This is a genomic window from Arthrobacter sp. YC-RL1, assembly GCF_001454985.1.
Classification (GTDB): Bacteria; Actinomycetota; Actinomycetes; order Actinomycetales; family Micrococcaceae; genus Glutamicibacter; species Glutamicibacter soli.
In genome coordinates, this window is record NZ_CP013297.1 from 191,198 (window position 1) to 208,085 (window position 16,888).

Below are 16,888 nucleotides of genomic sequence, written 5' to 3' on the forward strand. Positions count from 1 at the left end.
GTTTGCGGTGTTATTTCTACCCTAAAAGATTAGGCCACTGAAGGATAGTTCGGCTTTATCGCTTAATAAGCATTCGTGAATGCGCCAAGGATCTTCCGTGGCCATACCGCTTTAAGAATGGAGGAGTCCCTGGTTTGATCGACGCGCGTAGCGCCTAGTCAGTAGATACTTCAGAATATGAGAGGCTTACGGATTAGGGGTGTGGTTTTACCATTCTTACGCGGCGCAACCCTTATCAGGATTCGCGCAGGTTAGGAATGATTTCGTTCTTCGTAATCTAATTGTGATAAGACGAAATTAATTTCCGCAAGTCATGTCAATTGGTATAGGGATGGAGTGGAATTTCATGGATGGCAGCACTGTGTGACCAGAATGCCACCCGGAACGGAGTGAGCCGGCTTTTGGGATGTCTGACGCAAAGGTCTTGAATTGTCGACTCAGGAGAGACCGGCTCCACGCGCGTGAAGATCGGACTCGGCACACTGATGTGCCATAACTGCAGATCATTGTTTTGGCCATCAATGCGTACCAGAAGTACAGCGCGCCCGTGCACGGAGACTAGCCCCATGATGTCTTCCACACGTTCACAGGCGTGGGCGAAAACTACTGGCATGCCTTCCATCCATCCATATGAGGTGAGATGCCTCCTGGCTTCGGGGCATCCGAAGAGTTCTTGCATGCGCTGGGCAGCAGGGGTGTGAAGTTCTGGGATATTCATTTGTTCCTCCGCCGACGGCAGCTTGCCGAGAAAGTGGTCGTTCACGAAGTCCGCTGTGAAGTTGCGGAAAGGTTCCCCGTGTTTCGCTTTTCGGCGCTCGGTGATCATCGTGGAGTTTCTCTCTGAGGGTACCGCTTAAGTTTATAAAATGAGATACCACGCCCTGGTGAATCACCTATGCCGTCTTGCCCGTAGGGCTCCGTCCTTTCCTGTAATACTGGGCGGTGGCGACGTGACGATGCCACGCAGGCCGAAGCGAGAATATACGCGGCGTAGTTGCCATCTGTGCACCCCGTCACCGACCGTGTCCAGCGCGGCTATCACGGAATTTTTCAATGCCTCAGCTGGCAGCGCGGCAGGGGTCTTTCGGCAGACTCCATCACCGTCACCCCGTGGCCCGCGATGATTGCATGATCTGTGCCTGCGCCCTCTTCGGGCCCTGGATTTCTGGTATCAGTGCTGGCGGCGTATTTGCGATGATCAAACTCCGTCCGGGCGAGATGGTCATTCCGGCGAAGCCAGGGCTGAAATCCCGTGGGCGAGCGCCCTGATCCACGCTCTTGCGGTTTCCTGCGCGCCGTCACGTTGCTTGGGGCAGACCGTGGATCCGCCGGAGTCAGATTGGCGCCCGGCCAGGGGCGCCAGTTGGCTGTGGAAAGTAAGCCGAGACCGGCTCTGGCGGCCCCGGGGCATTCAGCATCCGCGAGTACTGCCGGTTTTTCCAAGTCCTTGAATCCTTGGCGTGGCCATCGTTTTGGCCGGAGGAGCCACGCGACTGCTGGTGTCATGATTGTGCGGCCAAACGACGAGCAGCATCGCGGTCACTGCGCGGGGCAACACTGGCCCCGCGGGCGGTGTTCGCGCTCCGCCGACGAGCAGGAAACTGCTTGATGGATCTAGGGTGCCCTGTACCCGACCCGTCGGTGCTGCGTCGTTGGCTGCATGGTTTTCTGCGCTTGAACGAGACCAACGATTTGCCATCCATGAAGCCAATGGTCGCGAACGAGAGCCCTTCGGCGCGGTTGCAACCTTTTGCAACCCTTTCGAATTGTGATCCACCTCATATTCTGGATTCCACGCGGCACAGCTGGCGCCGCACCATCCCAATGGTTCCAGGAAGAAATGAAGTGATGACGATGGCTGAGAACTCCCCGGAAGTCCAGGCGCAAGCATGGCTGTCCAAGTTGCAGCAGGCGCTGGAGGCCGACGATTCCGCCGCCGCGGCGCAGTTGTTCGGCGAGGAATCCTATTGGCGCGATCTGACCGCGCTGACCTGGAATCTGCACACCGCCGAGGGGCGCGACGGCATCCAATCCATGCTGCTGGGCATCGACTCTGGCGCCTGGCCGCGCAACCTGCAGGTCACCGGAGCTTCGGAAGCCGACGGCATCATCGAGGCGTGGTACACCTTCGAGAACAACGCGATGCAGGGCAAGGGCCTGTTCCGGCTGCGCGACTCGCTGGGCTGGACTATGCTTTCCACCGCTCAGAGCCTGCGCGATTTCCCCGAACCCTCCGGCCCGCGCCGCACACTGGGCGCGGACCACGGCGCGGCCATGGTCTCGGAGAACTGGCTTGACCGGAGAAAGAAGGCGCAGCAGTCCCTGGGCGTCACCGAGCAGCCCTACGTGCTGGTCATCGGCGGCGGCCAAGGCGGCATCGGCCTGGGAGCACGGCTCAAGCGCATGGGCGTGCCCGCGCTGATCATCGACAAGCACCCCAAGCCCGGCGACCAGTGGCGTTCGCGCTACCACTCCCTGGCCCTGCACGACCCGGTCTGGTACGACCATATGCCGTACATCGAGTTCCCCGACCACTGGCCGGTGTTCACGCCGAAGGACAAGATGGGGGACTGGCTGGAGTGCTATACCAAGCTCATGGAACTGGACTACTGGTCCCTGACCGAGGCCGTCAGCGCGCGCAAGGACCCCGAGTCCGAAGGCTGGATCGTCCAGGTTCTCCGCGACGGTCAGCCGCTGACCCTGCGCCCTACGCACCTGGTCATGGCCACCGGCATGTCAGGCATCCCGAACCTTCCGCAGTACCCGGGCCAGGAGATCTTCGCCGGGGAGCAGAACCACTCCTCGACCCACCCGGGCGGCGAGTCCTACCGTGGCAAGAACGTCGTGGTGATCGGCGCGAACAACTCCGCTCACGACATCTGCGCGGACCTGGTCCACAACGGCGCCAAGCCGGTGATGGTCCAGCGTTCCAGCACGCACATCGTGCGCTCCGAATCGCTGATGAAAACCGTGCTCGGGCCGCTGTACTCGGAGGAGGCGCTGGCCAACGGGATCGATACCGATACCGCGGACCTGATCTTCGCCTCGATCCCGTACAAGGTGCTGCCCGAATTCCACAAACCCGCCTTCGCCCAGATCAGGGAGGACGACGCGCAGTTCTACCAGTCGCTGACCGACGCCGGGTTCGACCTGGACTTCGGCGACGACGACTCGGGGCTGTTCCTGAAGTACCTGCGCCGCGGCTCAGGCTACTACATCAACATCGGCGCCTCGGAGCTGGTGGCCGACGGGTCCATCGCGCTGGCCAAGGGCGAGGTCTCGCACCTAACCGAACATTCAGTGGTGCTGGCCGACGGCACCGAGCTGCCCGCCGACGCGGTGGTCTACGCGACCGGCTACGGCTCCATGAACGGCTGGGCCGCGCAGCTGATCTCCCAGGAAGTCGCCGACGAAGTGGGCAAATGCTGGGGCCTAGGCTCGGGCACCACCAAGGATCCCGGGCCGTGGGAGGGGGAGTTGCGCAACATGTGGAAGCCGACCAGGGTCAAGAACCTGTGGTTCCACGGCGGCAACCTGCACCAGTCCCGGCACTACTCCAAGTATCTGGGGCTGCAGCTCAAGGCACGCTACGAGGGGTTGGACACTCCTGTGTACGCGCTCGCCGAAAGCTTCCACCGGCTCTGACGCGGGGATGCGTCTGGAGGGTCCTCGGCCCGCCCGGTTCGATGGTGCGACCGGGCGGGCCGAGGGCTGCGTGCCAAAGGTCTGCGGGCTTATTCGGTCAGGGCGTCCTGATTCGGAGCCTGAGCCTGATCCCGTGTCGTGTCCTCCGGTCTCGGTCGGATCTCGCTGAGCAACGTCCCGGCCACGATGACCGCCGCGCCGAGCAAGGCCAAGGCAGGCATCCGGTCACCGGCCATGCGGCCGAAGATTCCGGCCCAGACCGGTTCCCCGGCATAGATAATGGTGGCCCGGGCGGGGGAGACGGACTTCTGCGCCCAGTTCATGGTCGCCTGGATCAGGAAACTTGCGGCTCCCAGGCCAATGGCAGGGGCGGCCCAGAGCCAGGAGAACTCGGGGACGGATTCACCGGCTGCCGGCATGGCGGAGAATCCGAGGCCGCCGGCAACAAGCAGCTGGATGACGGTGACCCTGCCCAGGTTGACCTTGCCGGCGTAGAAGCCAATCAACAGGATTTCTGCGGCCATAGGCAGGGTGCTCGCCAAGGTTGCGATCTCTCCAGGGCCCAAGCCCAGGGTGACGGCACCCGGTCCAGCCAGCAGCAGTAGTCCGACAAAGGCGAGACCCGCCCCGAGCAAAACCATCGTGTGGGGGCGCTGGCGAAAGACCAGCCATTGCAACAGCGGAACCATCGGCACGTACAGCGCTGTCAGGAACGCCGAAGTGCTGCTATTGATGGTTTGAAGCCCTTGGGTCTGCAGCCCATAACCCAGGAAGATCATCACGCCGATGGCCGTTCCGGCCCATAACTCCCTGCCGGTGATCCTGCGGAGCGACTTCGAGAAAATGGCCGCGGCGACCAAGCCTGCGATGACAAATCGGACGCCGACAAAGAACATCGGTCCGCTGTGGCGCATGGCCAAGTGAATCAGCAGGAAAGTTCCGCCCCAAACGGACGTGATGGCAAGGAGGGCGGCTTCTTGCCTGCTGAGTGAAAAATTTTCCCGTATGGCAGAAATATGCACCATTCTGCACATCATATAGTGCAGAATAGTGCACATGCAAGATTCCAGTGACTCTCCGGTTCTCCGCAACGTTGGATCCAATCTCCGCGACTTCCGAAAACGCGCGGGACTGAGCCAGGCAATTCTTGCGCAGCGCTCGGGGGTCAGCCGACGCACGATCATCAACCTCGAAGCCGGCGAGGCGAATATCAGCCTGGCGGGACTCGACCAATTGGCGGAAGCGCTGGGAATTCGCTTCGTTGATCTGGTGACCGCGCCTACTGCGGCCCGTTCCGAAATCAATGAACTGGCGTGGAAGGGGAGTAGTCCGCAGAGTCGGGCGATGCTGCTGGGGTCGGCCCCCGCCAGCGAAGAGGTGCAATTGTGGACGTGGGTGCTTGCGCCCGGCGAACGATATGACGCCCAGCCCGATCCCCAAGGCTGGTCGGAAATGATCTTGGTAGTTCACGGCAAGCTGCTCATTGAGTTCGCCTCGACGGTCCTGGACCTGAACGCGGGGGAACATGCAACCTACCCCAGTTCGCAGTCCTATTCCTACGTGAATGCCGGCGCGGAACCGGTGAAGTTCGTTCGAAACGTCATTTCGTGACGGGCGGGCTGGCCGCCAGCGCGGCGGTACTTCTGGCGGAAGAATCGCTGTGGACCGCCCGGGGGTGTCCGGGGAGTCGGGTTCTGCAAGTCTGTGGGGGCTTGGGCGACGCCTGCCCTCGGCATGGCAGATGTACGAAGCCAGCGGCTTGATTGCCTTGGCCCGCTGCATTCTTTGAAATCAAACCGCACAAGTTGGCTGGAGATGCGTGCAAAATGACTGAAACTTCCGAATAAAAGGATGATCGAAACACGGAAATTACCGAAGGAGTCGAACAATTTCTTGAATATTGCGATTTGAGAAGTGAAATGTTTGACCGTGCGGCGTAACGAGCAATATGGTTTTAACCAGAATCAAGAGCGTCAGCTATAAGCCCTGGCTTGCTGGCCGGCAACCCTCTCAACGGTAGTGGGGTGCTCCAGGTGAGGATTCGGTCCCACGCAAGAACGCGTGGCACAAGTACCGCACATCGAGTGTGCAAACATCTGGCAGCGCGCAGAAGTGAACTCCACGGGCTGTTGCCGGACGTTCCCGCTCGTTGGGCACGACCCGAAGGAATCGAGCCATGTCTTTGAATCAGGATCTTGACCCGCTGACCCTGCGCAAGGTTTTCGCGCAGCACCCATCAGGCGTCGCCGCACTCTGCGCCGTCATCGACGGGGAGAAAACCGGCCTCGTCGCGTCGTCCTTTACCGTCGGAGTATCGCTGGAGCCAGCCCTGGTCATGTTCGCGGTGCAGAAAACCTCCAACACCTGGCCCAAGCTGCGTGCCGCGGAGCGTATCGGCGTCTCGGTGCTCAGCGAGCGCAACGACGGGATTTGCGGGCAGATCGCCTCAAAGCACGGCGACCGCTTTGCCGGCGTAGATACCCATGAGACTGAGCAAGCCGCACTGTTCATCCAGGAATCCACCCTCTGGCTGGAGACCTCGATCTACAACGAAGTGGAAGCCGGCGACCATTGGGTGATCTTCCTGGAGGTCCACGGTCATGACTTCTCCAACCATTCCCCGCAGATCTTCCACGATTCGCGATTTCACTCACTGCCAGTGCCCGAACTCGTTTAACTGACATCACCAGACGCTGCGGCGCGAAGAATCATCCTTCGCGCCGCAGCGTTTTTAATTCCAAACCGCGCAGCTTCGGGCCCGGATGCCCGGTATCCATGGACTGGAGTTCGCCGACCTGCGGGCTTCCACCGCTCATCACGCGATTATGACGGAGCTGCTATCCACAGCACTATCCACAGCTTTGTGGATAGCCTGTTGATTGGGGTTGATAACTTGTGAAAAACACCTTGATTCCGGGATTTTGGCTGTTGATAACGCTTTCGGAGCCTGTGTGCAGTGGAAAAAATTAACTCTCTATCCACAGCTGTGAAAACATAAATACCCAAGTCAAGTTCTAATGTCTGGCATTTAAGTGGGGTAATCCACAGGATTATCCCCACGTAGTGAACAGGGGAATCCACAGGAGGTTGTAGGTTATCCACATATTCTGTGGATATCAGGGTTTACCTCTGTTAATAACCCACCTAGTGTTGGCACTGGGAAAGACTATCCACAAGGGCTCCGGGCCCAACTGTCGGTTGGTGCTGACACGATGGACAGTTGCCGACATGGCAAAAGTGGTTTCCCGGCGGTTACATAGGGGATGGAAGTGTCTGTAATGAGCGCAGAGCCGATCTACGAAGAGCGAGCATCGGATGCGGGGCGCAAGCCGCCGCAGGATATCGAAGCCGAGATGTCGGTTCTTGGCGGCATGATGCTCTCCAAGGACGCCATTGCCGATGTCGTCGAAGTCCTTCGCGGCACCGACTTCTACCGTCCCGCCCATGAAACAATCTACGAGGCGGTCATCGACCTGTACGGCCGCGGCGAGCCCGCGGATGCCGTGACCGTGGCCGACCTGCTGACCAAGCGCAACGAGATCGCTCGCGTCGGCGGAGCCGCCTACCTGCACAATCTGATCCAGCAGGTGCCGACCGCCGCGAACGCCGGCTACTACGCGGAAATCGTGCGCGAACGCGCCGTGCTGCGCCGCCTGGTGGACGCCGGAACCCGTATCGTCCAGATGGGCTACTCGCCCGACGGCGAGGTGGATGCCATCGTCAACGAGGCGCAGGCCGAGGTCTACAAGGTCTCCGAGAACCGCGGCAGCGAAGATTACGTGCGGCTGTCCGAAATCATCGAGGGTACCGTCGACGAGATCGAGAACGCCGCCAACGCCGGCGACGGCATCACCGGCGTGCCCACCGGCTTCTACGAGTTCGACGAGCTGACCCAGGGCCTGAAGGGCGGCCAGATGATCATCATCGCGGCCCGCCCCGCCGTGGGCAAGTCGACGTTCGCGCTGGACTTCGCCCGTTCCGCGGCCATCAAGCACAACATGGCCACCGTGTTCTTCTCCCTGGAAATGGGCCGCAACGAGATCGCAATGCGCCTGCTCTCGGCGGAAGCATCCATCCAGCTGCAGGACCTGCGCAAGGGCTCGGTGGAGGACGCGCAGTGGACCAAGATCGCGACCACCATGGGCCGGCTGAACGAGGCCCCGCTGTTCATCGACGATTCGCCGAACATGTCCATGATGGAAATCCGCGCCAAGTGCCGACGCCTGAAGCAGCGCAACGAGTTGCGCATGATCATCCTCGACTATCTGCAGCTGATGAGTTCGGGCAAGCGTGTGGAATCGCGCCAGCAGGAAGTCTCCGAGTTCTCGCGTAACCTCAAGCTGCTGGCCAAGGAGCTCGACGTGCCGCTGATTGCGCTGTCGCAGCTGAACCGTGGTTCCGAGCAGCGTACCGATAAGCGGCCCATGGTCTCGGACCTTCGCGAATCGGGCTCGATCGAGCAGGACGCCGACATGGTCATCCTGCTGCACCGCGACGATGTGTACGACAAGGAGAACCGTCCGGGCGAAGCCGACGTGATCATCGCGAAGCACCGTGCAGGTCCCACCAAGACCATCACCGTGGCATTCCAGGGACATTACTCGCGCTTCAGCAACATGTCCTCGGAAGGGTAGCCCCGGCCGGCATTTCCAGGGCACCTACTGGGTTGGCTGACCGCCAACTATAGTGGGTGTCATGTTCGTCTCCCTCCAAGCGTTGCTCTGGGGAACCGTGGCCGGATCAGCGCTGCTGATCGGGGCCGTAGCGGCCTGGTGGCTGCGAATTCCCCGGGTCTGGGTCTGCGCCGTCATGGCGTTCGGCGCCGGCGTGCTGGTCAGCGCGCTGAGCTTCGAGTTGGTGCTGGAGGCCTTCACCATGGGCGGGCTGGCGGCCACGGCCGCCGGGGTCGCTGCCGGCGCCCTGCTCTACTTCGGCGCCAACGCGCTGCTGGCCAGGCGCAGCCGCAAGAGAAGCCGCACCCAGGCAGGCAGCTCCGGATCCTCCTCCGGATCAGCCATCGCCGTCGGCGCGCTGATCGACGGCATCCCGGAATCCGTGGCGCTGGGCCTGGGGCTTGTCGCGGGAGCCAGCGTGAATCCGACCATGCTGATCGCCATTTTCGTCTCCAACATTCCCGAGGGGCTGGCTAGTTCGGCGGATATGAAGGCCTCCGGGCGCAGTAGCCGGTCGATCTTCGCCCTGTGGGGCTCGATCGTGCTGGCCAGCGGTCTGGCCGCCTTCATCGGGGCGATTGCCTTGGAGGGCATGCCTGCCGAGGTGCTGGCCTTCACCACCGCCGTGGCCGCGGGAGGCATCCTCACGATGATCGCCGACACCATGATTCCCGAGGCCTACGCGGTGGACCACGACTACACCGGGCTGCTGGTCACCGCCGGATTCCTCAGCGCCTTTTCGCTGCACGCACTGGGCGGATAGCCGCCGATCCCACGGGTGGACTGAAGCCGCCGCGGTTCTGCGAGAATGATTCCATGCCCCAGAACAAAAGCTCTCGTACCGGTGCGCCCGGCGTCGAGACCATCTACGCGCCGCAGTACCTGTCCACGACTCTGGGCATGTTCATCCTGGTGTTCCTGGTCGCGTTCGAGGCCATGGCGGTGACCACGGTGATGCCGCTGGTCAGCGAGGTGCTGGACGGGAAGCGGCTGTTCGCCCTGTCCTTCGCTGCGCCCATGGCCAGCGGCATGCTGGGCATGGTGGCGGCCGGCGAAATCACCGACCGCTGGGGGCCGAAGATTCCGCTGTTCGCCTCGGTGGCGGTATTCCTGGCGGGCCTTCTGGTGTGCGGCACCGCGGGCAGCATGGAGATCCTGATTTCAGGGCGCATCCTCCAGGGCATCGGCGGCGGCGCGATCACCGTGGCGATCTACGTGCTCATCGCGCGCGCGTACCCCGGCAGCCTGCATGCGAAGATCTTCGCGCTCTTCGCCACCGCCTGGGTGTTGCCCGCGCTGATCGGCCCCTGGCTGGCCGGGCTGATTGCGACGTTCATCGGCTGGCGCTGGGTGTTCCTGGGTGTCATGGGGCTGGTTGCCCTCGCCTTCTGCGCCATCATCCCGGCGCTGGACCGGCTGCCTCGGGAGTCCCACTCCGAGCTGGGCCCGGTCTCCTGGAAACGCCTGCTGCTGGCCGGGTTGGCCGGAGCGGCTGTCATCGCGATGAACCTGCTGGGCAACAGCGGCGGCGCCTGGTCGCTGCCAGCCCTGCTCGCGGCCTTGCTGCTGGCGCTGCTGACCATCCGCCCGCTGTTGCCCAAGGGTACCTTCAGCGTGCGCCGCGGGCTGCCCGCCACCATGAGCACACGCACGCTGGTCGCCGGCGCGTTCTTCGGTGTCGAGGTGTACCTGCCCTACCTGTTGCGCGAGGACTACCAGCTGAGCCCGGACCGGGCCGGACTGGTGCTGACCGCTTCGGCGCTGAGCTGGTCGGTGGGTTCGTGGCTGCAGGGCAAGCTGGGCGACAAGCTCTCGAATTCGCACAGCATCACCCTCGGAGCCCTGGCCAGCACGGTCGCGATCTCCACGGCGCTGCTCACCGCGGTGTACCACCCGCCGGTGGCGGTGCTGATCTGCGGCTGGGCCGTGGGCGGCTTCAGCATGGGGATGATCTACCCGCGCCAGAACGTGAATATGCTCAAGCTCTCGGCCGAGCATGAACAGGGATTCAACTCCTCGGCCATGACGCTGGCCGATTCGCTGGGCACCGCCGGCGCCACGGCGCTGGGCGGCGTCATTTTCGCCACGGTGGCCGCAGGGTGGGGCTTCATCTCGGTGTTCAGCTTCTGCCTGGCCCTGGCGCTGGTCCTCATCATCGTTTCGCCGCGCACCAAGCCTGTTGCCCGGCCAGCGGCTTGACTACGCTGGGGGCATGGATACGCAGCTTCCGAAGACCAGCAAGCCCGCCGCCAGGGCTTTCGAGCAGGCCGGCATCACCAGCCTCGAGCAGGCGGGGCAGGCCGGCGCCGCAGCGCTGCTCGCGCTGCACGGCATCGGACCGAAAGCCATTCGCATTCTCCGCGAGGAGCTGGCCGCGCGCGGCCTGGAGATGAAACCCTGAAATCCCCGGTTCAGCTGCGCGGAAGGATTTCCAAGTGGCTCGGGGTCGGCTGCACCAGATGCGCCTGGTATTCCGGATGCTTCGCGACATATCCCTTGACGTACGGGCAGACTGCCACGATCTTCGCGCCGCTGGAGATGGTGTTGTCCAGCGCGAACTTCACCATGACGCTGGCCAAGCCCTGTCCGCCGTACTCCTCGTCCACGGTGGTGTGGAAGAAAATGCGCTCCACGCCGTCGGTGCCGTCGTAGTCGCGGTAGTGGGCCGCGCCGATGCGCTTGCCGTTGTCGTCCAGGGAGAAGCGCTGGCGCTCGGAGAGGAATACCGGCTTGATCTCACTCATGTTCATGTTTCCTTTGCAGATGTACTAGGACGGGTTGACGCGCGGGCGCAACTTGACGGTCGGCAGCGCTGGCGCCGGCAGCGCCGCGGGGGTGTTCGGAGGGAACGGCCCGAAGCGGTCTTCGCTGGCATCGCCGGGTTCGGCGCCGATTTCCGCCTGCCACTGGGCGCGGAAGGCCAGGACCTCCTCGTGGGACCGTCCCACGAAATTCCACCACATCAAGATGTCTTCATTCAGCGGTTCACCACCGATAACAAGGGCGAGGACTGGTTCATTCCCGGCCTTGAGGCGCAGGCACCTGCCGCCGGCCCGAACGTAGCCCAATTCGCGAGCCTCCAGCTGGTGCCCGTTGACTTCCAGGCTTCCGGAATCCAGCAGCACGCCGTGTTCGTGATGCTTCGGAACCACGATCTCGATCTCGGCGCCCGGTGCAAGGCGCAGCTCCGCGCCTGACAGCTCCGTGTGGGTCTTGACCGGCGAGGTCGAGCTCTGCGATCCGACGGCGAGACTGCCCAGGAAGACCGACAGCGACCAGCCATCGCCGTGCATCGGCTCCGGGCGGTAGTTCTCGAAGGTCGGCTCCATGTCGCGCGCGCCGTCTGGCAGCGCGGTCCACAGCTGGGCGCCATGCAGGATCGTGGTGCCCTCGGTGAGGATCTCCGAATGGCTGATGCCGTGACCTGCGGTCATCAGGTTCACTTCGCCCGGGCGGACGGTGGCCGCGAAGCCTGCCGAGTCAAGGTGGTTGATGGCCCCGGTGAACAGCCAGGAGACGGTTTGCAACCCGGTGTGCGGATGGCGCGGGACGTTCATGCCTCCGGTGATCGTGATGTCGTCGGGGCCGTAGTGGTCGAGGAAGCACCAGGCGCCGATGAGGCTGCGCTGCTTCTGGGGGAGCGTGCGGAAAACGGTCATGGCCCTCAATCCGCCCAAGGGGACCTCGCGCGGTTCGAGGATCTCAATTTCGGAGGGGGATTGACCCGCACAGCAGTCGATTTCTGCCGGCGCCTGCTCAAGGTTGCTCATAGGCACAAGGCTATGCAGTGCAACCGGGTTTCGCTACCTATTCCGCGGCGGCGTGGCGGATGAAGCCGGTCGCCGGCGAGGAAAGCCCTCGGCCGCCAAAGTCCGGCAACAGCGTACGATCAATAGGAGGACAGCATTGCGACGAGAAGAAGTAGGGGCCGTGGAGAGCATGAATCTGCAAGACGAAGAACTGCTGCAGCTGGAGAAGCAGGTGTGCTTCGGATTGGCGGTAGCCTCACGTACGGTGATCTCGGCCTACAAGCCGGTTCTCGACCCCATGGGGCTGACGCATCCGCAGTATCTGGTCATGCTGGCGCTCTGGGAATTCGCGCCGATGAGCGCGCGTGAACTGAGCGACCAGCTGCACCTGGATCCGGGAACGCTTTCCCCGCTGCTCAAGCGCCTGGAAACAGCCGGCCTGATCGTCAAGACCCGCAATCCGCAGGATGAGCGGGCCATTGTCATCACCACCACCGAGCAGGGGGCGGCGCTGCGCACCGAGGCCGTGAAGGTGCCGAAGGAAATGATGAAGCGCCTGAACCTGAGCCTGGAGGACGCGGTGGAGCTCCGCACGATCCTGGACCGGATGATTGCCGCCGGTTCGGCCGCGCCGAAGGGTTGAATCATTAATTAGTTGGTGCACCAACTAATATCGTAGACTTGGGGTTACCAGGGGATGCCGACTGCATGTCCGATAACACCGAAGAGGAAAGACCATCATGGATGAGTCACCGCTGCCCATCATCGAAGACACCACTGGCCTGGGGCTGGGTTATCGGGCACTGTGGCGCCTGAAGTACCTCGGCCTGAGCATCTTCGGCCCGGCGGAGCGCAACCTCAAGGACAGCCCCCGCGAACGCCACAAGTGGGACCGCGCCTACAAGGTGCTCAAAGCCCATGAGGCGGCCGGCACCCAGGCTGACGAGTTGACCGTTTATACCGCCAGCCGCATGGAACCGCGCCGCCGTCCGCAGCAGTAGATCTCACATCGACCCGGGCGGCCCGGACGCGATAATCTACTAGGCATGGATTCGATGACTGAACTGGTTATGTCCCGCCAATTTTCCGCACCGCGCACCGCGGTCTGGGCGGCATTCGTGGAACCGGAAATCATCTCCCAGTGGTGGGGCCCGCACGGCTGGGCCATCGAAGAGGACTCGATTGTCTTCGAGCCCATGGTCGGCGGCCGCCATGAATTGACCATGGTCCAGGTCGACAACCCGGAAGCCAAGGTCCCGCTGAAGGCGGTCATCACCGCCTTTGACGAGTACACCTGCCTAGTCAGCGACGACGGGCCGCATGAAATGACACTTGAACTGGTGATCACCACCCGTGTCGACTTCCAGGAATTCGCCGGGAAAACAAGCATCACGCTGACGCAGAGCCCGCTGCCCTACGAGGTCATCGAATCCAGCACCAAGGCCTGGAATTCCGCGTTCTCCAAGCTCGAGAACCTGCTGTCCGAGTTCTTCTAGGCCGCGCCGGATCGGACCAGGCAGGCCGTGGCGCTAGCCCCGCCCGATGTACGGCATGCCGCCGGCGGTGATGGTGAACTGGTTGATCGAGGTTCCCAGCGGAATGCCCGCGATGTAGGCCACTGCATCCGCCGCTTCGGCCAGCGGAAAGGTCGGTTCAACCAGGCGTTGGCCACTGGGCTGCAATGCTCCCTGCGTCGCCCCGAAATCATCAAGCAGGTCGCTGGCGGTATTCCCGATGTCCAGCTGGGTTGCCCGGATGCGGTACGGGCGCCCGTCGAGTTCCAAAGATTTCGTGAGGCCCGCGATCGCGTGCTTGGTCACCGAGTAGGCGACCGAATTCACCCGCGGAACCTGCGCGGAGATCGAGCCGTTGTTGATGATGCGTCCGCCGCCGTGCAGCTTGAAGTGCGCGAAGGCGGCCCTCGCCGCATTCATCGCGCCGGTGAGGTTGATGCTGCAGACCTCCTCCCATGCCTGAGGGGACAGCTCGTCGATGGGCACCGCGGGGCCGAAGACCCCGGCGTTGTTGAACAGCACGTCCACCCGGCCGAAGCGCTGCGCCGCCCGGGTGAAGAGCGCATCGACGGCATCCGGGTCCGTGACATCGGCGGGAACCACCAGGGCCTTGTCATGGCCGTCGGAGGCTTGGGCCAGCGTCGCTTCGGTGCGCCCGGCGAGCACCACATTCCATCCGCGGGCCAGCAGCAGCTGCGCGGTGGCCTTGCCGATGCCGGATCCGGCGCCGGTAATCACGATGGTGCGGGCGGCCGACGGGTTCTCAGGTGCCGAGGTCATCAATTCTCCTTGGAAGATTCAGCGGGTCATTGGTGAGGCGTCTGCTCCCATCCTAGGAACCGCGGCGGCCAGCTCCCAGAAACGCCCGGGATGTTTCGCCCGTCCGGTTAGACGGCCGTGCCCCGGGGGAAGTCCCCGGGGCACGGCTGGCGTTGAGGCGGCTAGACGCCCAGCGCGTCCTTCTCGAGCTCGTCATCGGCCAGGTGGCTGGCCTCATCATCGATCTCATTGGCGGATTCGGCGGCCAGGGCGGCCTTGTCCGCCGGAGTCTGGCCCCTGAGCTCGGCCAGCACCTCCTCAGGCACCGGATGCATGTGGCCGCGAACCGGCTTGATCTGGTCTAGGACCATGACCACGGCCAGGCTGATCAGGCCCCACAGGGCCAGGGTGATCAGGTGGGAACCGACGCCGACCGAATCGAAGTAGAGGATCGAGCGGATGGATTCTGTGGCGGCAGGCATCGGCAGGATGTCATGCAGCCATCCGAAGGCCTGCGGCACCATGTAGATCGACAGCGACGCATTGGAGGCAGGAACACCCAGGAACATCACCACTGCCAGGATCGGCAGCATGGCGAGCATGCCCATCAGGCGGCTGAAGATCGTGCTGAACAGCGCCACCGAGAAGATGGCCAGTGCTCCGGTGCCCAGCAGGGCCCAGAAGTGCCCGTGGACCGCACCGGTGAACGGGCCGGCAATCAGGTAGAGCACGGCGGACATGAAGACCGAGTAGCCTGCCAGCAGCGGCAGCAGGTTCTTCAGCCGGCGGGCGTGCGGGGCGGCGGTGTCGCCGACGATGATCACCATGAAGCCCGCCATGATCCAGCCCATGCCAAGGTACATGGCGGTCATGCCGACATTGTCACCCTCGGGCAGCGGAGCCAGTTCCTGGTGGTCAAGCGGCAGCTGCTGCGCGCCGGCCACTTGGCCGAAGACGGTGCTCAGCACCTGGACGTTGGAGTTGCCCGAGGCCTGGGCCGTGTACAGCACGGCCTGCGGGTTCTCCGCGGTGGGCAGCACAAATACGCCGGCCAGGTCCTGCTGGGAGATCAGGGACTTGGCCTCTTCGGGGTCATCCAGCACGGTGAAGTCGAACATGCCCTCCATGTCGCCTTCCAGTCCCGCGGCGGTCTGCTCGGCCTGCTCGATGGTGGAACCCACCACGGCCACCGGCATGTCGCGCACGGTCGGGGACTGCATGGCGCCGAGCATGAAGGTCAACATGACGCCGACCATGCCCAGCGGGATGGCGCCCAGGGTGATGTAGCGCCAGGCATTGCTCTTCGGGCGCGGGCCGCCGTGCAGGCCTGCCACGTTGATCTCGGTGGGAATGGTGCTCTTGCCCTTGGCGGTGCGGGCGTTGTCGATCACCTGGGTCAGCAGCAGCGCGGCTACGGCGCCGATGGTCAGGATCAGCAGGTGGATTGCCGCCCCGTCGCCGTTGAAGTACATCACCGAGCGCAGGGCCTCGCCGAGGGCGGGCATCGGCAGGAACTGGTGCAGGAAGGTGTAGAACTCGGGCAGCACGTGGATGGACATGCCCAGGTTGGAGGCCGGCTGGCCGAGCACCATGAACAGGAACATCCCCGGAATCACCGCCATCGCGCCGAACAGGCGGGTCAGCAGCAACTGACCGGCGCCCACGGCGAATACGCCGAGCGCAAGCACACCCATGACCTGCACGCTCTGCGCGCCGTCAAGCACACCCAGGATCGGTCCGGCGATCAGCGCGCCCAGCGCGGACATCAGCAGGGACCAGCCCGCCAGCAGCGGCAAGGCGCGGCGGCGGCGCAGCAGCTCGGGGGAGTTTGAGAAGGCCATCGACCACGGCATGTAGCCGGCGGTGACCATCGCGGTGGCCAGGAACATCGCGCCCATGCCGCTCGGGTCGTTCGCCGGAAGCGGGGCGACATCCTCGGCCGAGATCTTCAGGTCCTGCTCGAGCATCACCGGGGTGATCACTGCCTGGATGGAGGAGGCGGCTGATACGCCGGCACCGCCGGCGGTGTAGAAGGTGGCGTTCTTCCCGTCCAGGAAGACCGCGGCGCTGGCGTCGCGGTCGTAGACCTCGTCGCGGGCCTCGCGCTGGGAGTCGACAATGCTGATTTCCACTGCCTCGGCGTTGGCCTGCTCCAGCGCGGCGGCGAAGTCCTCGGCCTGAGCGGTGCTGGTTGCTGCGATGGCCACCGGCATGTCCCGGGCCTCCTGGTGGTGCATGGCACCGAGGTAACCCCAGATCATCATGCCGACGATCAGCAGCGGCATGATGAAAACTGCCGCGGTGCGCCCGATCTTCTCCGCCTTGGCGCGTTTGGCCGCGAGTGCCTGCGGATCGAGGGGTTCCCCCTCCGTCCTGGACTTCCGCCGGGGCGGAGCCTGGTGTCCGGGGCCGGTGGTGTGGTTGCTCAAGCTGTCGTGCTCCTCGATATTGATCTGTTTAAACTGCATTCGAAAAATGCCTTCGTTGCAGTCTATCAACTAATTTACGCCACATGGCGTAAAATTACCTGTGAAGGTCATGAGGATAG

16 protein-coding genes and 1 riboswitch are annotated in these 16,888 nt (G+C 63.3%); of the genes, 10 read left to right on the forward strand and 6 right to left on the reverse strand.

Going from position 1 to position 16,888, the window contains the following annotated elements; all coding sequences use genetic code 11:
• Positions 1–316: 316 nt before the first annotated feature.
• Complete coding sequence (locus tag ATC04_RS00905; protein WP_047120528.1) at positions 317–826, reverse strand: hypothetical protein; 510 nt, start codon at positions 824–826, stop codon at positions 317–319.
• 1,028 nt (positions 827–1,854) lie between these two features.
• Between ATC04_RS00905 and ATC04_RS00910 the strand changes: the two genes are divergently transcribed.
• On the forward strand, positions 1,855–3,645 hold the full coding sequence (locus ATC04_RS00910) for an NAD(P)/FAD-dependent oxidoreductase (protein ID WP_047120527.1): 1,791 nt from the start codon (positions 1,855–1,857) through the stop codon (positions 3,643–3,645).
• Between the two features lie 89 nt (positions 3,646–3,734).
• On the opposite strand, the gene ATC04_RS00915 is transcribed toward ATC04_RS00910, so the two are convergent.
• On the reverse strand, positions 3,735–4,703 hold the full coding sequence (locus ATC04_RS00915; protein WP_231735869.1) for a DMT family transporter: 969 nt from the start codon (positions 4,701–4,703) through the stop codon (positions 3,735–3,737).
• Between ATC04_RS00915 and ATC04_RS00920 the strand changes: the two genes are divergently transcribed.
• The 6 genes from ATC04_RS00920 (at position 4,702) to ATC04_RS00945 (ending at position 10,719) form a co-directional block, all read left to right on the forward strand.
• Positions 4,702–5,256, forward strand: a complete 555-nt coding sequence (locus ATC04_RS00920; RefSeq protein WP_047120526.1) for an XRE family transcriptional regulator — start codon at positions 4,702–4,704, stop codon at positions 5,254–5,256. The two genes, ATC04_RS00915 and ATC04_RS00920, sit on opposite strands and share 2 nt — an antisense overlap.
• Before the next feature lie 351 nt (positions 5,257–5,607).
• A riboswitch (SAM riboswitch) is annotated at positions 5,608–5,724 on the forward strand.
• A gap of 97 nt (positions 5,725–5,821) precedes the next feature.
• Positions 5,822–6,322: a flavin reductase family protein gene (locus ATC04_RS00925; protein ID WP_047120525.1), complete on the forward strand. Its 501-nt coding sequence runs from the start codon at positions 5,822–5,824 to the stop codon at positions 6,320–6,322.
• Between the two features lie 601 nt (positions 6,323–6,923).
• Positions 6,924–8,279: a replicative DNA helicase gene (dnaB, locus tag ATC04_RS00930; protein ID WP_152666918.1), complete on the forward strand. Its 1,356-nt coding sequence runs from the start codon at positions 6,924–6,926 to the stop codon at positions 8,277–8,279.
• Between the two features lie 61 nt (positions 8,280–8,340).
• Positions 8,341–9,081 (forward strand): ZIP family zinc transporter, encoded by a 741-nt coding sequence (locus ATC04_RS00935; protein ID WP_047120524.1) that lies wholly within the window; start codon positions 8,341–8,343, stop codon positions 9,079–9,081.
• Positions 9,082–9,134: 53 nt separating this feature from the next.
• Positions 9,135–10,517, forward strand: a complete 1,383-nt coding sequence (locus ATC04_RS00940; protein ID WP_082124031.1) for an MFS transporter — start codon at positions 9,135–9,137, stop codon at positions 10,515–10,517.
• 13 nt (positions 10,518–10,530) lie between these two features.
• A complete protein-coding gene (locus ATC04_RS00945; RefSeq protein WP_047120523.1) occupies positions 10,531–10,719 on the forward strand; it encodes a hypothetical protein in 189 nt (62 codons plus the stop codon).
• Between the two features lie 10 nt (positions 10,720–10,729).
• Here the strand turns inward: ATC04_RS00945 and ATC04_RS00950 are convergent, their stop codons facing one another.
• Together ATC04_RS00950 and ATC04_RS00955 are read right to left on the reverse strand one after the other, a co-directional pair.
• Positions 10,730–11,062 carry a GNAT family N-acetyltransferase gene (locus ATC04_RS00950; RefSeq protein ID WP_047121010.1) on the reverse strand — a complete coding sequence of 111 codons (333 nt, stop codon included), beginning with the start codon at positions 11,060–11,062 and terminating at the stop codon, positions 10,730–10,732.
• A 24-nt stretch (positions 11,063–11,086) separates the two neighbouring features.
• A complete protein-coding gene (locus ATC04_RS00955; RefSeq protein ID WP_047120522.1) occupies positions 11,087–12,088 on the reverse strand; it encodes a pirin family protein in 1,002 nt (333 codons plus the stop codon).
• A gap of 169 nt (positions 12,089–12,257) precedes the next feature.
• Here ATC04_RS00955 and ATC04_RS00960 point away from each other — a divergent pair, with 169 nt between their 5' ends.
• The 3 genes from ATC04_RS00960 to ATC04_RS00970 all read left to right on the forward strand — a co-directional run bounded on the left by ATC04_RS00960 (position 12,258) and on the right by ATC04_RS00970 (position 13,563).
• Entirely contained in the window at positions 12,258–12,710 is a 453-nt protein-coding gene (locus ATC04_RS00960; RefSeq protein ID WP_047120521.1) for a MarR family transcriptional regulator, read from the forward strand.
• 97 nt (positions 12,711–12,807) lie between these two features.
• Positions 12,808–13,068 (forward strand): hypothetical protein, encoded by a 261-nt coding sequence (locus tag ATC04_RS00965; protein ID WP_047120520.1) that lies wholly within the window; start codon positions 12,808–12,810, stop codon positions 13,066–13,068.
• A 54-nt stretch (positions 13,069–13,122) separates the two neighbouring features.
• Positions 13,123–13,563 (forward strand): SRPBCC domain-containing protein, encoded by a 441-nt coding sequence (locus ATC04_RS00970; RefSeq protein WP_047120519.1) that lies wholly within the window; start codon positions 13,123–13,125, stop codon positions 13,561–13,563.
• 33 nt (positions 13,564–13,596) lie between these two features.
• Here the strand turns inward: ATC04_RS00970 and ATC04_RS00975 are convergent, their stop codons facing one another.
• Positions 13,597–14,361, reverse strand: coding sequence for an SDR family oxidoreductase (locus ATC04_RS00975; protein WP_047120518.1), 765 nt, complete (start codon positions 14,359–14,361; stop codon positions 13,597–13,599).
• Between the two features lie 161 nt (positions 14,362–14,522).
• Positions 14,523–16,808 (reverse strand): ABC transporter permease, encoded by a 2,286-nt coding sequence (locus ATC04_RS00980; RefSeq protein ID WP_047120517.1) that lies wholly within the window; start codon positions 16,806–16,808, stop codon positions 14,523–14,525.
• Positions 16,809–16,888: the final 80 nt, after the last annotated feature.